This is a genomic window from Peribacillus sp. NPDC101480, from assembly GCF_050277335.1.
In the GTDB taxonomy this organism is placed as follows: Bacteria; Bacillota; Bacilli; order Bacillales; family DSM-1321; genus Peribacillus.
Genome location: NZ_JBNNSB010000001.1, coordinates 1,021,203 through 1,037,986, shown reverse-complemented (window position 1 = coordinate 1,037,986; position 16,784 = coordinate 1,021,203). Strand labels below are relative to the sequence as shown.

Here is a 16,784-nt window from a genome sequence, read left to right as displayed (position 1 = left end):
AGCTCCTCATTCCGGCTTTACTAAAAATAATGGTTGACCATATTCTACAAGCTGGCCTTCTTTTACAAGGACTTCAACGATTTCACCGCTTACTTCGGCTTCGATTTCATTGAAAAGCTTCATGGCTTCCACGATGCAGACGATGGAATCCCCTGTTACTTTATCGCCTGTTTTTACGTATGCAGGTGAATCCGGTGCAGGAGATTGGTAGAATGTCCCAACCATCGGAGAAGTGATTTTATGTAAATTTTCAGTGTCTGCTGCAGCCGGTTTTGCAGGTTCAACAGCTTTCGGCACTTCAGGGGCAGGGGCCGCTGCGGGCTTGACCTCTACAGCTGCATTGGTTTGAACAACTGCTGGAGCTGCTGCTTGGTGTAATACTGTACCCGTTTCAGTTTTTTTCAATTTAATTTTCGTTCCTTCATTTTCAAAAACGAATTCACTGATATTTGATTGATCGACTAGCTTAATAATTTCACGAATTTCTTGCACTTTCATTTTGTGGCACCCCTTGTCTAATTTAATATGAGTTTGTGAGGCAATAATATTTTATGTAACCTTACCCTTAGCTTATCCTACTTTGTCCAATACTGCACAAAGTAGCCGCTTTCTTTATGCGAATGCGAATAAACTGAATACAAACCTCATCTGTATTATAACAGATATTTCACTTTCTCAAAATATTGTTTCCCTTAGAGAATTGAAAAGTTTATGACCAGCTTCTAACATCATACAATATTAGCTTATACAAATTCAATGATAGATTAGTTGTAACTTGTTATCCATACTTTTATATTACACCTTTATTATAATATTGTGAATATTTTTCAACTGGGACACCTTAACGCTTTCTCTTGAATTTTGCATTTCATTCGTAGAAAATCAGCAATAATATCCACTATAATTACTTTTCTAGAATATTACGGAGGATCATTATCACCGATTCTATTTGAGTTCCTGATATCAATTGACATAAAAAAACTTTTCCTCTAAAGTTTCCCGGTTTAAACTATTTAAAAAAATCATAATAAAAAGCCTCCCTTTTTTTATTAAGGAGGGCTTTCTAATTTTTAGGATGTTGCACTGTTCTGTATCAGCGTTCTGTATGTGTCATCACTTTTCCGGTTGGAAGTCGACCACTACATTTTGCGCATCGCTCACTTCTTTCCTTACGAGGCGGATAATGTTATTAGCCTCTGTTTTCGTTTGTTTATCGGCCTTGACACTCACCTTTACATCCGTTCCGTCCACCCTGACCAGTGCGGCATTGTAATCCATGGCAACAATTAAGTTTTCGATGATATTTTCTTTTACTTTCGTTTCACTTAATTGTTCGATTTTTGCATAAGCCTCGTCTCGTTCTTCAGCTGATAATTCTGTGTTGCCCATCTTTGCAGTCAATTCTTCATTCAGCTTCGCCCGTTCATCTTCAATCTGCATCCTTAAAGATTCGAACTCATCTCCAGATGCAATGGTTACAGAGGAACCTTCTGTATTTTTGGACGTTTCTTTTTCACTTTTAGTTTCCCCTTTTGTATCCGCTTTGTTCTCTGTTTTGCTTTCAGTTTTATTTTCTTTCTGTTCCATTTGCTCTGTTGACGTCATATCGGCGGCATTTTCTTCCGGAGCTGTTAAATAATAGACTGAAAGCACAACGACCAAACTTAGCATAGTCAATAACCAAACGGTTTGTTTTTTTAATAACATGTAGATTTTCCCCCTTATTTTTTAGGCATGACAGAAACCCTATGACTCGGTACATCAAGTGAGCGTGTGACAGCCTCGATGATCCACTTCTTTATTTGAATGTTTTCGGCCCCTTTTGCGACTACCAGGACTCCTCGTACACTAGGTTTTTTCGTTTCCGAAATGATCGGTCCTTCTTTCTCACCGCTCTTGACCAAAACGAGCTGATCATCAACCGATGTGTCTTCGACCGTCCTTTTGCCGCCTTCCTGGTCGGTTTCTTCGGTGACTTGTTTTTGGGTGACTTTGTTTCGTTCATATACTTTCTTCTCGGATGCATCGACGTAGATTACGACTTTTACATCCTGGACACCTGCAATGGATTCAAGCGCTTCCTTCATTTCATTCTGTAGATATATTTCATAGTCTTTTGTAGTCTTGAATTCTGATTTCTTCTGACCGAATGTTTCAACATCCTCTTCATCATCCTGCTGTTTATCATTATTGAATACAGTCGTCACTTCAGATGTTTGTCCCGTCTGGTTGGTGGTTAACAAATTCCCGGCCATCATGATTCCCGATCCCAAAAGGACAACTATTAGAGCATAGACATACAGGGAAGGTTTTTTTTCCTTAGGCTCTTTTTGGTCAGGGTCTTTATTTAATAGTTTTTGCAGCCAGGATAATGGACCTTTGTCTTTGTTCAATACTCAGTCACTTCCTTTCCCCGGCGATTTCAATGATCTCTTCATCAACGGACCAACTTGTTGCCAGAAACCTTTTGACAGCATCCAGATTGGCATCATTTGAAGTGGATGGGCTATCTGCATTGATATCAACCTTCGCTACTGCCTCTATCTCCGAGTTTTCTTTCCCTTCTGCCTTTTCCAATGAGATGGTTATGTTCTGCAGATCATCAACACCAGGTTCTTCCTCATTCTTGACCCCTACATCAATTGAACTAATCTTCATGTTATAATCCACCATCAGCTCCTCTTCCACTTCTGTCTGTAATTGGACAGCCATTTGTTCTAAAATATATGCACCCTGTGCTGCTTGTATTTCTTTTTTCTTCATTTCTGTCAAATTTCCTAAATCTTTTTTTTTCTGATCCTCAAATTCACTAGTAGCCGCAGAGAGGATTTCGTCGAAGTCCTTATTGAATAATCCCAATATAGGAGTGATGATGATCGCAATCAGTAAAAGTCCGATTACCATTTTGGCATACTTCTGTAAAGCCGAATTCGGAAGAAGCATATCGATCACAGTAGCCAGCAATACAAATATGATGATGTTGGATACCCAGCCAGCTAAAAAACTCACCAAGCCCTCCTCCTTTCTAACGAACCATCAAGGTAATGTTTCCAGAGGCGATAATTACCGTGATACTTAAAAAAAACATGAGTGAGACAATGGCCAATGCAGCGAAAATATAAATCATGCTTTTACTAATAATGTCTAGGCATTTTATTACAGGTCCTCCGCCAAGCGGCTGCAAAAGGCTCGCTGCCAATTTATAGACAAAAGAAATCATCAGGATTTTTATGGCGGGAAACGTGGTAATGAGCAAGAGTATGATGACGCCAGACAAGCCGACTGTATTCTTCAATAGAACGGAGGCACTTATGACCGTATCCGTTGCATCGGTAAACATGCGCCCTATTACCGGTATAAAGTTACCTGTCACGAATTTGGCCGTCCTGATCGTCACTCCGTCAGCTACAGCAGATGATGCCCCCTGAACGGATATCACACCAAGAAATATGGTCATGAAAGCCCCAAGGATGCCGATAGCAAAATTACGGAGAAGCTGTGCCAGCTGTGTCACTTTGTAATGTTCGGTCAGCGTACTGACAATGCTTAAAATCGCTGCAAAGAATAATAACGGAAGGACGACAAACTGGATCAAGATACCGCTTGTATTCATCAAAAACATCAAAACCGGATGAAAGAAGGCTGCCGATACAAGTCCCCCTGAAGCAGCTATCAATGCCAAGAGTAAAGGGATGAGTGCCATTAAAAAGGAAATCATCAAATCTATCGTATCTTTTGTATATTCAATCGCCACATGAAAACTGTTAAGTGCCAAAATGATCAGCACCATATAAACGATTGCATAAGCGACCTTACTCACGGAGCTTTGCTCGAACGCATTCTGCAAAGACTGGAGGAACATGCTGAAAACGGTTAATAAAATGAGTGATCCCAGCAGCTTTCCATTCACGAGCAGTTCATGAAAAATGAATTTTGTCATTCCCTTAATCCATTGCTCAAAGGAAAATTTCTTGTCGCCGCTTACGAAGTCCATAAAGCTCCCTTTCTGGCTTTCCGGTAGAAACCCTCCATATTCCGTAACGATGTCATCCCAATATTGTTTGAGCTCATCGACACCCAGCCTTTCTATTTGGGCTTGTACCAGCTCGGACTGCATGATGGGCTCTTGTTCGATTTCACCATTTTCAGGATTTTCGGCAGCTTGTCCAATAGATGCATGCAAAAAAAAGAGTAAAACGAATAGAATGGATAAGTAAGGCATCCGCTGCTTCATACATTCACCTCATTGACTAGTAGGAGTAATCCGTTAACTTGGGAGCATCTGTATAATCGTTTCGATAATGACCGTTAAAATCGGAATCGCCATGGCAAGTATCAAGATTTTTCCGCTTAATTCTATTTTGGAAGCGAGGGAACCTTGCCCTGCATCTTTTGTAATTTGAGAAGCGAATTCTGCAATATAGGCAATTCCGATTATTTTTAAGATGGTCTCTAGATACACGGTATTTACATTTGCATTAACCGCAATTTTTTCTAACATTAAAATAATTTCGTATATTTTGTCAGCTAAAAAAAGAAAAATGGAACATCCTACAAAAACGACAAGCAGGAATGCTAAATTTGGTTTTTGCTCTTTGACGATCAATGCCAAGAAGGTGGCAACTAGGGCAATGGCCACGATTTTTATGATTTCAATCGCGAATCCCTCCCTTACTGAAATAGAAATACAGATTTAATTTTTTGAAATAAATCCTCTACTACAGAAGCTACCATGAATAAAATATAGATGAATCCGAAAAGTGTCACCCACTGGGCATATTCCTTCTTCCCAACCTGATCGAGTATCGTGTGAAGAAATGCCACTACTAGCCCCACACCCGCTATTTTAAATATGATGTCCACATCAATGCCCATTTTCATTCCCCCCACATATTCCTACATCAGCAAGATGATCAATAATAGCCCTGATAAAAAACCAAGACTTTTCATCATTTTTTCATATTTCCCCTGTCGGTCGAGTGCATCGCTCTCTTCCCGTTCCAAGTGTGCCATCGTTAGCATGATTTGCTTTTGCTGATGATATTTATCGCTTTTTCCAAGCGTCTCCCCAAACTGTGAAAGAATCTCGAATTCTCCCTGTTTTAAAGCAAGGGATTGCCATATTTTCTTCAAACTATCATCCCATGCTTCCTTGACGGTGGTCTCTCCGGACTCGAGCCGGTTTGCAAATGCATCGAAAAAGATGGATAAAGGTTTGGCCATCTGTTTAGAAAGTTTCCTCGCCGCTTCTTTCAAAGGTGTATGACCAAACATTATTTCGGCTTCAAGCGATTGCATGGCGACTTTCAGCTGTCTCAGTTGACGAGGCCTCATACTTAATTTTTTCGCAGCTTCGAAACCTGCCCATGTCGTTGCAATAATAATGATCGCAGCTCCTATTAACTTAAACATGCGGGTTCACACCTTCCCCTAAGAAAATGGGAACTCCAGCAGCATCAAGGACTTTGTAGCTCCTCTTACCGGATTTACATCTCTGTAATTCTATAAAACGTTCAAAGATGTTTTGCTTTAATATTTCGGCTATAAAAGGTCGCTTCTTAATTTCATCCAGTGTATGGCCATGTGTAGTTATCATGAGTTTAATACCTGCGTTCACCGCTTCCAGCACAGCCTGCGTATCCGCCGCGCGGCCTATTTCATCCACGATCAATACATCCGGGGACATCGAACGGATCATCATCATCATCCCTTCCGCTTTAGGACATCCATCGAGCACATCAACCCTTGTTCCAAATTGGAGCTGCGGCACTCCATGAACACATCCGGCAATTTCCGAGCGCTCGTCCACTATCCCCACCTTTTGAGGGGCAATGCCGTGTTTTTCATTACCACTGGATATCATTCTTGCAATATCACGTAATATGGTCGTTTTTCCCGTTTGCGGAGCACCGATCAACATTGTATGCTGCCATTCCCCGTCATATAAGTAAGAAGTGAGCGGTTCAGCTGCACCTATTTTTTCACGTGCAACCCGAATATTGAAGGAGGAAATATCCCTGATCGCTTTGACAGATCCATTTTCCAAAATCACCTTGCCAGCAAGCCCCACCCGATGTCCGCCTGCTATGGTTATATAACCTCGCTTTAATTCTTCCTCAAGTGTATATAACGAAAATTGACCTATTTGATTCAATAATTGATCCGCATCCGAATGGGTCACTTCATAGGAAAAGAAGTATGGTTCCCCACCTACAATGACCTCAAGCGGCCTTCCAACCCGAATTCTCAGCTCTTCCATCTTATCGATCATCATCGGTGTCATACCCCGGAGTTGCTCACATATTTTTTTCGGTAAAAAAGAAAGAATCGTTTCCATTTTGACAATCCTCCTGTATACACCACTTTCAATAAAATATATGCCGACCAGCCTGCAATGATGACAGGCTATTAAAGAAACAGACCATTTATTGATTTTTTTATACTTCGGGGTCTAAAAAACACACAAAAAAAAGCCGAGAAATTAATCTCGGTCTCAGGCTGTAAAAAAATTCGAACAAAGCGAGTTTGCCCACAGGTTTTTATGGCTTGTACAATTTGGAAGTTGATTATAACGTAGGGGCACTCGCTTTCCGCTGGCGGTCCGCCCTTGGCGGCATTGCCGCCTGTGGGTTCTCACCTGGACGCGGTTTTCCCGCAGGAGTCTCGAACACCCGCTCCAATCAACTTTTTTTAACTTTTAGATAGATCCCTTTTACCTAAAGTCTTTATTGTTTTAAAATAGAATTATTAAAACTTGAGTGATGTGTTTTCTTTTTTAACATGATTCTATTCAGCGAGATCAGCTTGAAATGATTACTTTAGACCAACTGGTTCCAGCTTGTAAGTACACAACAACAAATAAAAAGGGCTATCGTGAGTACAAATCCTACAGTGTACAGAAAATAAAGACCACCAGATAGTGGTGACACGCCATATTCGGCAAGAATATATGGAATCATCTGCGTCATCAAGAAGCCAAATCCACTAAAAAATCAAAAAGGTTTCGGAATGAGTCCATTCCGAAACCTTTTTGTCTACAAACTGAAACCGAGATCTTCATCTCGGTCGTCTTTCAATTATGCACGTGATACGTATGATCCTTCATTTGTATTGATCAATAGTTTGTCACCTTGGTTGATGAAGAATGGAACTTGAACCGAAAGGCCCGTCTCAAGTACGGCTGACTTCGTGCCGCCTGAAGATGTATCGCCTTTAATTCCCGGCTCCGTTTCCGCCACTTCAAGTTCCACTGTGTTTGGAAGCTCGACCCCAAGTGTTTCCGCTTGGAAAGTCATGATATGCACTTCCATATTTTCCTTAAGGAATTTAAGTTCACGTTCAATGCTTGATGCAGGCAGCTCGATTTGGTCATATGTTTCGTTATCCATGAATACATGGCTATCCCCACTTGCATAAAGGTACTGCATCTTGCGGTTTTCGATATGTGCTTTAGCAACTTTTTCACCAGCACGGAATGTTTTCTCTTGGATTGAACCCGTACGAAGGTTACGAAGTTTAGAACGTACAAAAGCTGCACCTTTACCAGGTTTAACGTGTTGGAACTCGATAACCTGCCAAATTCCATTATCTACTTCAATCGTAACACCCGTGCGAAAATCGTTTACAGAAATCATAAATTTGTCCTCCTACATGTACATGTTTACAGAATGATTAACTCTTTAGTTGAATGAGTAAGTGCTTCGTTACCATCATGTGTAACGATTGTATCATCTTCAATCCGCACTCCGCCTACCCCCGGTAAGTAAATGCCCGGTTCAACGGTTACGGCCATACCTGGTTCTAAAATGATATCAGACCTAAAGGATAATGCTGGACCTTCATGAACTTCAAGACCGATACCATGTCCAGTCGAATGTCCAAAATACTGCCCGTATCCCTTTTCTTCAATTAGATTTCGAGTTAGTGCATCCGCTTCCTTGCCAGTCATACCAGGTTTGATCCCAGCCATTCCTCGCAGTTGAGCTTCTAAAACAATGTCATAAATATTAATAAGTTCTTCACTTGGCTTGCCAACCGCTAATGTCCGAGTGATGTCAGACACATACCCATTATAGTATGCCCCGTAATCCAATGTGACGAAATCGCCTTTTTCAATGATTTTATCCGTAGCCACTCCATGCGGAAGTGCGGACCTTAAGCCGGATGCTACAATAATATCAAAGGAAGAAGAAGTTGCCCCTTGTTTCCTCATAAAGAACTCAAGTTCATTGGATACATCCAGTTCCGAGATCCCTGGACGCAGGAAATCGAGAATATGTGTAAACGCAGCATCAGCAATAGCAGCCGCTTCCTTTAATATCTTAATCTCTGAAGAAGTCTTTATCAAGCGTAAATTCTCAATAACCCCCGACACCGGCAAAAGTTGTCCATCAATGGCCGCTTCGTATGCCTTATATGTAGCATAAGTCAGGTGTTCTTGTTCAAAGCCCAGCTTGCCGATATTCATCGCTTTAGCCTGCTTGCCGACTTCTTCGATGATGGTTCCTTTATGTTGAACGACCTCATAGTCCGGGGCCTGCTTGCCCGCTTGTTCCACGTATCTGAAATCAGTGATGAATTTAGCTTCTTTTTGGGAAATAAGTACAACGCCTGCACTTCCCGTAAAGTTGGTCATGAATCGACGGTTATATGTACTGGTAATCAAAAAACCATCAATGCCCGCCTTTTCCATTGAGGCTCTTAAGCGCATTAGTTTATTCATTTAATTTCTCCCCTTTGCAATCTTTGTGATCGCCTGCAACGCCAATTCATATCCGTGTATCCCCAAGCCGACAATCTGTCCCGCCGATACCGCGGCGGTCACTGATTCATGCCGAAAGCTTTCACGGGCATGTATGTTCGAAATATGCACTTCCACCACTGGAACATCAATTCCGGCTATTGCATCACGAATCGCATAGCTATAATGAGTAAAAGCTCCAGGATTAATGATAATCCCGTCGATCCCATGATCCTCTGACCAATGGAGCTTGTCGATAATCGCTCCTTCATGGTTCGTTTGAAAAGAAGTCAATTCCACTTCTAACCCTTGTGCTTGCTGCATTAATTGCGCTTCCACATCCGCAAGCGTCGAGGATCCATAATGCGCAGGTTCACGCTTCCCCAAGCGATTTAAATTCGGTCCATTGATTAGTAAGATTTTTGTCATCATCAAACACCTGCTCATGTTAAAAGAATGCCTTTCCATGAACATTCTATCATAATTACAAATTGTCTTACTACTTTTTTACAACCAAGAAGCAATCAGCTTTCCGATTGCTTCTCGGCTTTGTTTTTTTGACGGATATATTCCTGTTGATCGTATGAAATAGAAAACCCTACAAAAAGACCGTATATAATAAAAATGCATACACTAGTTATAACCGTATTTGCTGACATTTTAGAAAAGGTTGGCAAATCGACGAACATCGGTTTCAGGATAAATACCAGCAAAGCCCAGCAAACCACCCCCAAAATAATACCCGGAAAAATACTCTTCATCCTTTTAAAAAGACTATAGTATATAAAAGCGATCCCCACGGATAGAATTCCGAACAAAATTATGGTCATCACCGTACCGAGCCAATGATCGATCCAGGTCATATTGGACCACGAGGTAAGTATGAATTTTGGGCTAAAATCCATAAAGTTAATATAATGGGCTATGATTCCGATAAAACTGGCTAAAGCCCCCCCAACAAAACCGACAGCAAGTACATTGTAGATTAACATGCTTTGATATTCCTGTTGAATTTGTCCTTTTTCATTAGAAGACATATCAATCACCTCCGCTACGTAGTATGCCCTTTGTTAAATAGAACTATTTTTTTTTATTCTTAGGAAGGAGAATCACTAGAGGTTTTGGGATTTATTCTGTATGATTAAATCATAAATAATCTGCTTTTTTCAGAGGAAAATACCCATCCTCTGTTGAAGTTTATAATGTACACGGGATACTAGCTTCCTGTGATTCAACATTCATAAAGTAATTGCAGGGTTAAAGCTTCCATTCAATTTTGGAGGAGCGCCTTTACCCTTGTGATGCTTGATAATAAACATGTTAGCACCCTTGAGAGAGCTACGTGAATAACTATTAGGTTGGTGTAGAAATGTCTGAGGTTCAAAAACCCGTTTACGGAGGGCAGGCTGTTGTGGAAGGCGTCATGTTCGGCGGCAAACATCACACAGTCACTGCGGTACGCCGCAAAGATTCGTCGATTGTATATTATCATCTGCCTCGTGAATCGAAACCTATTGTCAACAGCTTAAAAAGAGTACCGTTTCTACGGGGTATCGTATCACTGGTTCAGTCAAGTGCCACCGGCTCGAAACATCTGAACTTTTCAACTGAACAGTATGAAGAGGAAGATGGGGAAAAGCAGGAAGAAAAGAAAAACGAAACGAAAGAATCTTCTAAAATGAGTGTATGGCTTGGAGTTGCCGTAATTGGCGTACTTTCCTTCCTATTCGGGAAGCTGCTTTTCACTTTGATTCCAGTCTTTCTTGCAGAGTTGACAAGACCAATCTTCAGCGGCCATATGGCCCAGGTTTTAATGGAAAGCTTGTTCAAGTTGATATTATTGCTGGTATACATTTACGTAGTATCCATGACGCCATTGATCAAGCGGGTCTTTCAGTATCACGGAGCAGAGCATAAAGTGATCAATTGCTTTGAAAGCGGAAAAGAATTGACCGTAGCGAATGTGCAGGCAAGTTCACGCCTTCATTATCGCTGTGGCAGCAGCTTTATTTTATTTACAGTCATAGTAGGCATGTTCGTCTATATGTTGGTTCCGACCGACCCATTATGGCTCCGTGTCGTGGATCGCGTTTTGCTTATCCCCGTCGTGCTTGGCATAGCCTTCGAGGTATTGCAATTGACCAACAAAGTAAGGGATATTCCCATTCTGCGTTACCTTGGCTATCCCGGCCTTTGGCTTCAGTTATTGACAACCAAAGCCCCGACAGATGATCAAGTCGAAGTCGCATTAGCCTCATTTCAAGAACTGTTAAGGATGGAAAAAGAGACCAAAAAAGGTTTAGAATCGGATGTAATTGTGTAAAACATCTATACACATTTTGATTATGAAAAATCATATACTAAACTAAGGGAATGACCTTCATTTTTTTCAAATATTTTACATGAAGAATGTTTAAAATAAGCTAAAAATGCTTATGATGCTCTTAAGGAGGTGTCTTTGTTGAAACGTTTCATATCTTTCATGATATACGGAATCATCGCCCTCGGAGTCCTCGGACTATTGAGCCGACTATTTAATGACCCGATTGGCTTTTTTAGAAACATTCTCATAATAGCCATTGTCGCAGGGATTATTTATATGATTTATACCGGATTAACAAAGGGAAAACCAGTTAAGAAAGAGCAGCAAGCATTCCGAAAGGCTGCCCGCCAGTCGAAAAAAAGGCTAAAAAACCGAACTTCGAAAAAAGATAATGTGGCTAGCTTCTCTGCAGCAAAATCATCCAAGAAAATAAAATGGAGAAAGAAAACGGATAGTCACTTAACCGTTATCGAAGGGAAAAAGAATAAAAAGAAAAATCGGGCTTCTTTTTAAGAGCCCGATTTTTTTTATTTATCATCAATAAGTCCATTTTTTAAGAAATTCTTTCGTGCACTGCCTACCCCGTTTCATCAAATCTCCCTTTTGTTCATCATTCAGATTGAAATCCATCGCAGAAACGCCTTTCATCGGAATAAATACAATATTATGGACGTGTTTCTTGGAGATATATCGTGCATCATGGGCATCTTTCATCGTTTTGAATAGTGCGGAGAACAATTCAACCGCATTATCCACCTCATGCGGTTTCCATATCTCATCGACACTCAGCCGCAAGCCTATGACCGGCCGTTCCTTCCTTACATGATCTGAATTGAATAACCACATAGGAAAATTGCTCAAAACACCTCCATCAACAAAAAGGAACTTGCTTTTTCCGACATCGAGTTTGACTGGTTCAAAGAAATAAGGAATGCTACAACTCATTCTTACTGCCTTTGCAACTGGAAAAGTATTCGGATCAATGCCATAGTTCGGCAGATCATCAGGCAGAACCACCAGTTTCCCATTTGTGATGTCAGAGGTTATGATACGAAGGGATTTCGGTCGTACATCCTTAAAGGTGACTACATTCCTTTCGGCAAGTTTGCTGGCAATCCAACCTTCCAATGCGTCGCCTTTATAAAGGCCAAGTTTCCAGTATACAAGGAGCCATTTGGCAAGCGGGATAGGCAAAAGACCACGCCTTTTATCCAGCAGGCCGCTTAAATCTATATCAAGAAATAGCTTTTCCATTTCTTTTCCGGTGTACCCAGCTGCCACGAAAGCTGCAATTATGGATCCTGCACTTGTACCTGCTGTCCGATGGAATAAAAATCCCCGTTCTTCTAATTCCTGCAGGGCTCCCACTAAACCATAGCCTTTAATCCCGCCTCCGGAAAAAACGCCGTCAATAATCATAGCTGCCCTCCCCTAATCCGGTCTTTACATTTCTAAGCAGGATTAGAGGGATTTATGACAGTTTTAAATAGAAATTACCCTCATCAGGTAAAATACTGAATTTCCGCTTTCGGGAAAAATTCCGCGATATACCCACGAATGGTCGTTTCCAGTTCTGCGGCTTCTTCGGTTTGGTAAACATATTTACCAATGCCATATCTACCCCATTTATATTTACGCTTCGTTTCGTCCAGTTCCAATTTTGTTTTCGGGTAGTTTTTTTGAATCACTTTTTTTGCTGGACCAGTGAACCGATGCTGGATTAATTCAAAAGTCAAATCCGGTATATCCACCCCTTTTAACGCCTCGCTTAATCGTTCGAATAATTCGTGATAGCCATCCTTCCATGCTTCATGACGATATATGGGAGCTACGATAAAACCCAGAGGATATCCGGCACCTGCCACTTTTCGTGCCGCTTCCATCCTTTCCTCGAAGCTCGATGTGCCTGGCTCGAAATTCTTTATCACAAAACGCGAATTTATACTGAACCGAAATCTCGTTTTTCCATTATGTTCAGCATCCAACAGATGGTCGACATGATGAAATTTAGTTACGAATCTTAAAACCCCATATTCACTTTTGCCAAAATATTCTATGGCCCTTTTTAAAGAATGTGTCAAATGGTCAATTCCGACAATGTCCGATGTACAGGCTGCCTCAAAACGTGTGATTTCAGGCTTTCTCTCATTTATATATTTTTCGGCTGCCTCGAAAATCTCGTCAAGATTCACATATGTCCTAATATATGGTTTCGATCCGAGTGTCGTCTGTAAATAGCAATAGTGACAGTGCCCCATACACCCTGTAGCAAGAGGGATGGCATATTCAGCAGATGGTTTTGAGGAATCGAATTTCAATGTTTTTCTTATTCCTACCACAAGCGTCGATTTGGCGACGCGATATTTTTGCAAATCGTTTTCCCCAGGAAGGTCCCTAATTTGGTTATGGGATGTGGTCTCCCGGATTTCAATGTTCAAATCTTCGAATTTCTTCTTCAATTCCCGGCCAAGAGGGTATTCCAGTGCCCTGGGCTCTATATACACTAATTGTGGCATAAATGGTTTCATTCCGTTCTCCATTCTGTTCATACTTTTAATCAAACTACACAATCTAATTCATAAGGATAGTTTTTCTTAATTCTGTTATCATCATGATTGTTTTTACTTGGAAATTCAAAATGAAGGAGATGCCATATGGCTAATAAAAAACGAGATTTCTTGACAAATGGAACGGGGAAACAAGCGATCACCGTCCAAACAGATAATAAATATCCAAATCCAAGGAATATACCTGGAGACTCGGTCGATGAATTTTCGGTATTGAAAGATGGAAACCAATATCTAGCCGAGAAGGAAATAGGGCAGCAAAATGAAAATGGTTGATTGAACGTAAAAAGAAGACCGAATTTACGATGATTCGGTCTTCTCTATTGGTTTGTAATTGAACAGACGGTAACTAACAAACATTTAAGACACTAAAAAAAGCCGTTAAGATAGGCTTTGCAGCATACTTAACGGCTTCCCTTACATCAGCTTATAGCCCGCATTTTAATTGTGCTCCGCAATTCGTGCAAGTATTGCATCCGCCCATTTCCTGGACTTCGCCTTTACGGCACACCGGACAAGTGTTGCCCACTTCCGACCCAATCGTAACGTTAGTCGAACGCAGTTCATTTATCGTATCGACCAATACGACTTTTTTCTTTACTTCCACATCTGTCAATTCATCCATTTCAAGCTGCTCGTCCATTTGGTTTTCTTCCGCTTTGAGCGTAAGAACCTGACTGTCACGGCTGCCATCCACATATACAGTACCGCCTTTTGCTCCGCCTTTGTATAGACGTTCATATACTTTTTCAACTTGTTCGACAGTATATCCTTTTGGAGCATTTACCGTTTTACTGATCGAGCTGTCAATCCAGCGTTGAATGATGCATTGAACATCAGCATGTGCTTCTGGAGCTAATTCCATAGCGGAAATGAACCATTTTGGAAGCTCTTCTGTATCGGCTTCTGGATGACGGTCCAAGTATTCCTGTACAATGTCAGCCTTAACTTCAATGAATTTACCAAGACGGCCGCTGCGGAAATACGTGAAGGAGAAATATGGTTCAAGACCTGTTGATACCCCGACCATAGTTCCTGTGCTTCCTGTAGGAGCAACTGTCAATAAATGAGAGTTACGGATGCCATGTGCAGCAACACTTTCCCTGATATCTTCAGGCATTTTTTCCATAAATCCGGTTTGTGTGAAACGTGTTCTAAGCTCATCGGATTCTTTGTCCGTTGACCCGATCAGGAACGGGAAACTGCCTTTTTCTTTAGCAAGTTCCACGGAAGCCCTGTAAGCTGTCGTCGCAATCGTTTCAAACACCTTGTCAACCAGGATATTTCCTTCTTCAGAGCCATATTCCGTCTCACAGTAGATCAAAAGGTCATGCAGACCCATTACACCAAGTCCAACCCGTCGCTCGCCCAGTGCCTGTTTTTTGTTTTCTTCCAAGAAATAAGGAGTTGCGTCAATGACATTGTCCTGCATACGCACACCGACTTCGACAGTCTGCTTAAGTTTCTCGAAATTAACGGTTTTGCTTTCTTTATCAGCCATCTCAGCCAGATTGACTGCCGCAAGGTTACATACTGAATATGGGGCCAATGGCTGTTCTCCACAAGGGTTCGTCGCTACGACCTGTTGACCGTATGCTTTGGCATTCGTCATTTCATTAGCATTATCGATAAAGAAAATACCTGGTTCAGCAGAATATGTTGCACAAATGTTTATTAAATTCCAAAGCTCTTTAGCGCGGATTTTACGGTAAACACGGACTTTGTGACCCATTTTCTCCCATTCGCGAACATCGCCGACATTATGCCATTCTTCATTGTAAATGGCCATTTCTTCGGCATTATAGCTTTCAACATCAGGAAAACGCAATTCGTATTCCGCATCTTGTTCCGCCGCTTCCATGAATTCCTTAGTCAGGCAAATCGAGATGTTGGCTCCAGTCAGAAAATCAGAATTATGGACACTGTATGTTCCCCCTGTACGGAGCTTTTCCTCTGCATCCCTAATGATTTTCTCGCTGAATCCACCTTGGCCAGGAATCTCCTTATAATTGATGATCCCTTGATACATAGCCGTTTCCTGTTCCGTGTGCGGAGTGAATTTCAATTTATCCGTCGCATATTTCTTGATTGCTTCGTCTTTAGTATTTTCCACTAAGTAACGCAGAATCCTTGGGTTTTGCATTTTAGAAATGATGAACTCTGCAATATCAGGATGCCAATCAGCAAGCATGATCATTTGCGCGCCGCGTCTGCTACCGCCCTGTTCAACAAGATGCGTCAGTTTCGCAATATCGTCAAGCCACGACACAGAACCCGAGGATTTTCCGTTTACGCCTTTTGCCAGAGTGTTTCTTGGACGCAGTGTCGACCCGTTCGTTCCCACTCCGCCGCCGCGGCTCATGATTTCCATCACTTGTTTCCTATGTTCTGAAATACCTTCACGTGAATCCGGTACGAATGGCATTACATAACAGTTGAAATAAGTAACATCCGTATTGGAACCTGCACCATATAATACTCGTCCTGCCGGGACGAAATTAAGGTTCTTTAATTCTTCATAGAATTTATTGAACCATTCCGTTCTTTTTTCTTCCGTGGTTTCCACTGATGCCAATCCCGTTGCATTACGTTTCGCAATTTGTTCATAGTATATTTCAAGCGGCTTTTCGATAATATCCAAAGGACGGTTTACAATTCCCGTCTCCATTTCTTCCGGGTTATCCAGAACGCCACGGAACTCTTCATCCACCAAAACCTTCGCTTTTTTGGTTTCCCAATCTATTTCAACGATGTAACCGAGACCCCTTGCCGGGAATTTCGGATCTTCCTTAATCGTCAACACGACGAAATCGCCTGCCGAGAGTGTGATTTTTTCAGTATCCTTAAAAGAATAGCGGTCAAGCATGACTAGACGGGACACTCCCTTATGCGCCATTTTCATATCAGCAGTTACAGGGTGAACCTGGGGAAATAAAGAAATATCCTTATTCAACCTTTCTAGATCAACCTTTAAAGCTTCTTTTATTACAACCGACATAATTCCCTCTCCTTTATATGTTTCAAGATCCGTTCTTGCTGCCGCAAAAATCCTTATGTAACCTTACATGTCCGTTTCGCTTAACAAGTACCCTAAATTTATCATAGCGAAACTCAAAAATCAACATATAGTGTCGCATTAAATATTTCAACTACT

At 41.3% G+C, this 16,784-nt stretch carries 19 protein-coding genes; 3 read left to right on the top strand and 16 right to left on the bottom strand.

Features of this window, described 5'->3' with window-relative positions:
- Positions 1 to 6 precede the first annotated feature (6 nt).
- The 13 genes from accB to ACQKMF_RS05130 form a co-directional block, all read right to left on the bottom strand.
- The gene (gene accB / locus ACQKMF_RS05190; protein WP_101222530.1) at positions 7 to 498 is read right to left on the bottom strand and encodes an acetyl-CoA carboxylase biotin carboxyl carrier protein; all 492 of its coding nucleotides are present in this window, start codon (positions 496 to 498) and stop codon (positions 7 to 9) included.
- Between the two features lie 615 nt (positions 499 to 1,113).
- Positions 1,114 to 1,707, bottom strand: coding sequence for a SpoIIIAH-like family protein (locus tag ACQKMF_RS05185; protein ID WP_101222531.1), 594 nt, complete (start codon positions 1,705 to 1,707; stop codon positions 1,114 to 1,116).
- A 14-nt stretch (positions 1,708 to 1,721) separates the two neighbouring features.
- Positions 1,722 to 2,393, bottom strand: a complete 672-nt coding sequence (gene spoIIIAG, locus ACQKMF_RS05180; RefSeq protein WP_402938356.1) for a stage III sporulation protein AG — start codon at positions 2,391 to 2,393, stop codon at positions 1,722 to 1,724.
- A gap of 7 nt (positions 2,394 to 2,400) precedes the next feature.
- Complete coding sequence (spoIIIAF, locus tag ACQKMF_RS05175) at positions 2,401 to 3,009, bottom strand: stage III sporulation protein AF (RefSeq protein ID WP_101222533.1); 609 nt, start codon at positions 3,007 to 3,009, stop codon at positions 2,401 to 2,403.
- A 16-nt stretch (positions 3,010 to 3,025) separates the two neighbouring features.
- On the bottom strand, positions 3,026 to 4,234 hold the full coding sequence (spoIIIAE, locus tag ACQKMF_RS05170; RefSeq protein WP_402938360.1) for a stage III sporulation protein AE: 1,209 nt from the start codon (positions 4,232 to 4,234) through the stop codon (positions 3,026 to 3,028).
- 33 nt (positions 4,235 to 4,267) lie between these two features.
- Complete coding sequence (gene spoIIIAD / locus ACQKMF_RS05165; protein ID WP_230177096.1) at positions 4,268 to 4,648, bottom strand: stage III sporulation protein AD; 381 nt, start codon at positions 4,646 to 4,648, stop codon at positions 4,268 to 4,270.
- Positions 4,649 to 4,671: 23 nt separating this feature from the next.
- Positions 4,672 to 4,875 (bottom strand): stage III sporulation protein AC, encoded by a 204-nt coding sequence (gene spoIIIAC / locus ACQKMF_RS05160; RefSeq protein ID WP_034308319.1) that lies wholly within the window; start codon positions 4,873 to 4,875, stop codon positions 4,672 to 4,674.
- A 21-nt stretch (positions 4,876 to 4,896) separates the two neighbouring features.
- Complete coding sequence (spoIIIAB, locus tag ACQKMF_RS05155; RefSeq protein ID WP_101222536.1) at positions 4,897 to 5,412, bottom strand: stage III sporulation protein SpoIIIAB; 516 nt, start codon at positions 5,410 to 5,412, stop codon at positions 4,897 to 4,899.
- Positions 5,405 to 6,337: a stage III sporulation protein AA gene (gene spoIIIAA / locus ACQKMF_RS05150; protein ID WP_101222537.1), complete on the bottom strand. Its 933-nt coding sequence runs from the start codon at positions 6,335 to 6,337 to the stop codon at positions 5,405 to 5,407. Before spoIIIAA ends, spoIIIAB begins: the two co-directional genes overlap by 8 nt.
- Positions 6,338 to 7,076: 739 nt before the next feature.
- A complete protein-coding gene (efp, locus tag ACQKMF_RS05145; RefSeq protein WP_034308328.1) occupies positions 7,077 to 7,634 on the bottom strand; it encodes an elongation factor P in 558 nt (185 codons plus the stop codon).
- Positions 7,635 to 7,660: 26 nt separating this feature from the next.
- Positions 7,661 to 8,722 (bottom strand): M24 family metallopeptidase, encoded by a 1,062-nt coding sequence (locus tag ACQKMF_RS05140; protein WP_101222538.1) that lies wholly within the window; start codon positions 8,720 to 8,722, stop codon positions 7,661 to 7,663.
- Positions 8,723 to 9,169 (bottom strand): type II 3-dehydroquinate dehydratase, encoded by a 447-nt coding sequence (gene aroQ, locus ACQKMF_RS05135; protein WP_402938370.1) that lies wholly within the window; start codon positions 9,167 to 9,169, stop codon positions 8,723 to 8,725. It abuts the gene before it with no gap.
- Between the two features lie 95 nt (positions 9,170 to 9,264).
- Positions 9,265 to 9,777 (bottom strand): YqhR family membrane protein, encoded by a 513-nt coding sequence (locus ACQKMF_RS05130; RefSeq protein ID WP_101222540.1) that lies wholly within the window; start codon positions 9,775 to 9,777, stop codon positions 9,265 to 9,267.
- Between the two features lie 332 nt (positions 9,778 to 10,109).
- Between ACQKMF_RS05130 and ACQKMF_RS05125 the strand changes: the two genes are divergently transcribed.
- Both ACQKMF_RS05125 and ACQKMF_RS05120 read left to right on the top strand, forming a co-directional pair.
- Positions 10,110 to 11,063, top strand: coding sequence for a DUF1385 domain-containing protein (locus ACQKMF_RS05125; protein WP_427572050.1), 954 nt, complete (start codon positions 10,110 to 10,112; stop codon positions 11,061 to 11,063).
- 138 nt (positions 11,064 to 11,201) lie between these two features.
- The gene (locus ACQKMF_RS05120) at positions 11,202 to 11,576 is read left to right on the top strand and encodes an SA1362 family protein (RefSeq protein WP_048677789.1); all 375 of its coding nucleotides are present in this window, start codon (positions 11,202 to 11,204) and stop codon (positions 11,574 to 11,576) included.
- A 24-nt stretch (positions 11,577 to 11,600) separates the two neighbouring features.
- On the opposite strand, the gene ACQKMF_RS05115 is transcribed toward ACQKMF_RS05120, so the two are convergent.
- Positions 11,601 to 12,482 (bottom strand): patatin-like phospholipase family protein, encoded by an 882-nt coding sequence (locus ACQKMF_RS05115; RefSeq protein ID WP_402938376.1) that lies wholly within the window; start codon positions 12,480 to 12,482, stop codon positions 11,601 to 11,603.
- A gap of 83 nt (positions 12,483 to 12,565) precedes the next feature.
- Entirely contained in the window at positions 12,566 to 13,591 is a 1,026-nt protein-coding gene (gene splB, locus ACQKMF_RS05110) for a spore photoproduct lyase (RefSeq protein ID WP_101222543.1), read from the bottom strand.
- 126 nt (positions 13,592 to 13,717) lie between these two features.
- Between splB and ACQKMF_RS05105 the strand changes: the two genes are divergently transcribed.
- Complete coding sequence (locus tag ACQKMF_RS05105) at positions 13,718 to 13,906, top strand: hypothetical protein (RefSeq protein ID WP_101222544.1); 189 nt, start codon at positions 13,718 to 13,720, stop codon at positions 13,904 to 13,906.
- 151 nt (positions 13,907 to 14,057) lie between these two features.
- Here the strand turns inward: ACQKMF_RS05105 and ACQKMF_RS05100 are convergent, their stop codons facing one another.
- On the bottom strand, positions 14,058 to 16,628 hold the full coding sequence (locus tag ACQKMF_RS05100; protein ID WP_260359035.1) for a vitamin B12-dependent ribonucleotide reductase: 2,571 nt from the start codon (positions 16,626 to 16,628) through the stop codon (positions 14,058 to 14,060).
- Positions 16,629 to 16,784: the final 156 nt, after the last annotated feature.

Coding starts and splice junctions, on each gene's coding strand:
- accB (WP_101222530.1), bottom strand. CDS start 498: ATGAAAGTGCAAGAAATTCGTGAAATTATTAAGCTAGTCGATCAATCA.
- ACQKMF_RS05185 (WP_101222531.1), bottom strand. CDS start 1,707: ATGTTATTAAAAAAACAAACCGTTTGGTTATTGACTATGCTAAGTTTG.
- spoIIIAE (WP_402938360.1), bottom strand. CDS start 4,234: ATGAAGCAGCGGATGCCTTACTTATCCATTCTATTCGTTTTACTCTTT.
- spoIIIAC (WP_034308319.1), bottom strand. CDS start 4,875: ATGGGCATTGATGTGGACATCATATTTAAAATAGCGGGTGTGGGGCTA.
- spoIIIAB (WP_101222536.1), bottom strand. CDS start 5,412: ATGTTTAAGTTAATAGGAGCTGCGATCATTATTATTGCAACGACATGG.
- spoIIIAA (WP_101222537.1), bottom strand. CDS start 6,337: ATGGAAACGATTCTTTCTTTTTTACCGAAAAAAATATGTGAGCAACTC.
- efp (WP_034308328.1), bottom strand. CDS start 7,634: ATGATTTCTGTAAACGATTTTCGCACGGGTGTTACGATTGAAGTAGAT.
- ACQKMF_RS05140 (WP_101222538.1), bottom strand. CDS start 8,722: ATGAATAAACTAATGCGCTTAAGAGCCTCAATGGAAAAGGCGGGCATT.
- aroQ (WP_402938370.1), bottom strand. CDS start 9,169: ATGACAAAAATCTTACTAATCAATGGACCGAATTTAAATCGCTTGGGG.
- ACQKMF_RS05130 (WP_101222540.1), bottom strand. CDS start 9,777: ATGTCTTCTAATGAAAAAGGACAAATTCAACAGGAATATCAAAGCATG.
- ACQKMF_RS05125 (WP_427572050.1), top strand. CDS start 10,110: ATGTCTGAGGTTCAAAAACCCGTTTACGGAGGGCAGGCTGTTGTGGAA.
- ACQKMF_RS05115 (WP_402938376.1), bottom strand. CDS start 12,482: ATGATTATTGACGGCGTTTTTTCCGGAGGCGGGATTAAAGGCTATGGT.
- splB (WP_101222543.1), bottom strand. CDS start 13,591: ATGAAACCATTTATGCCACAATTAGTGTATATAGAGCCCAGGGCACTG.
- ACQKMF_RS05105 (WP_101222544.1), top strand. CDS start 13,718: ATGGCTAATAAAAAACGAGATTTCTTGACAAATGGAACGGGGAAACAA.
- ACQKMF_RS05100 (WP_260359035.1), bottom strand. CDS start 16,628: ATGTCGGTTGTAATAAAAGAAGCTTTAAAGGTTGATCTAGAAAGGTTG.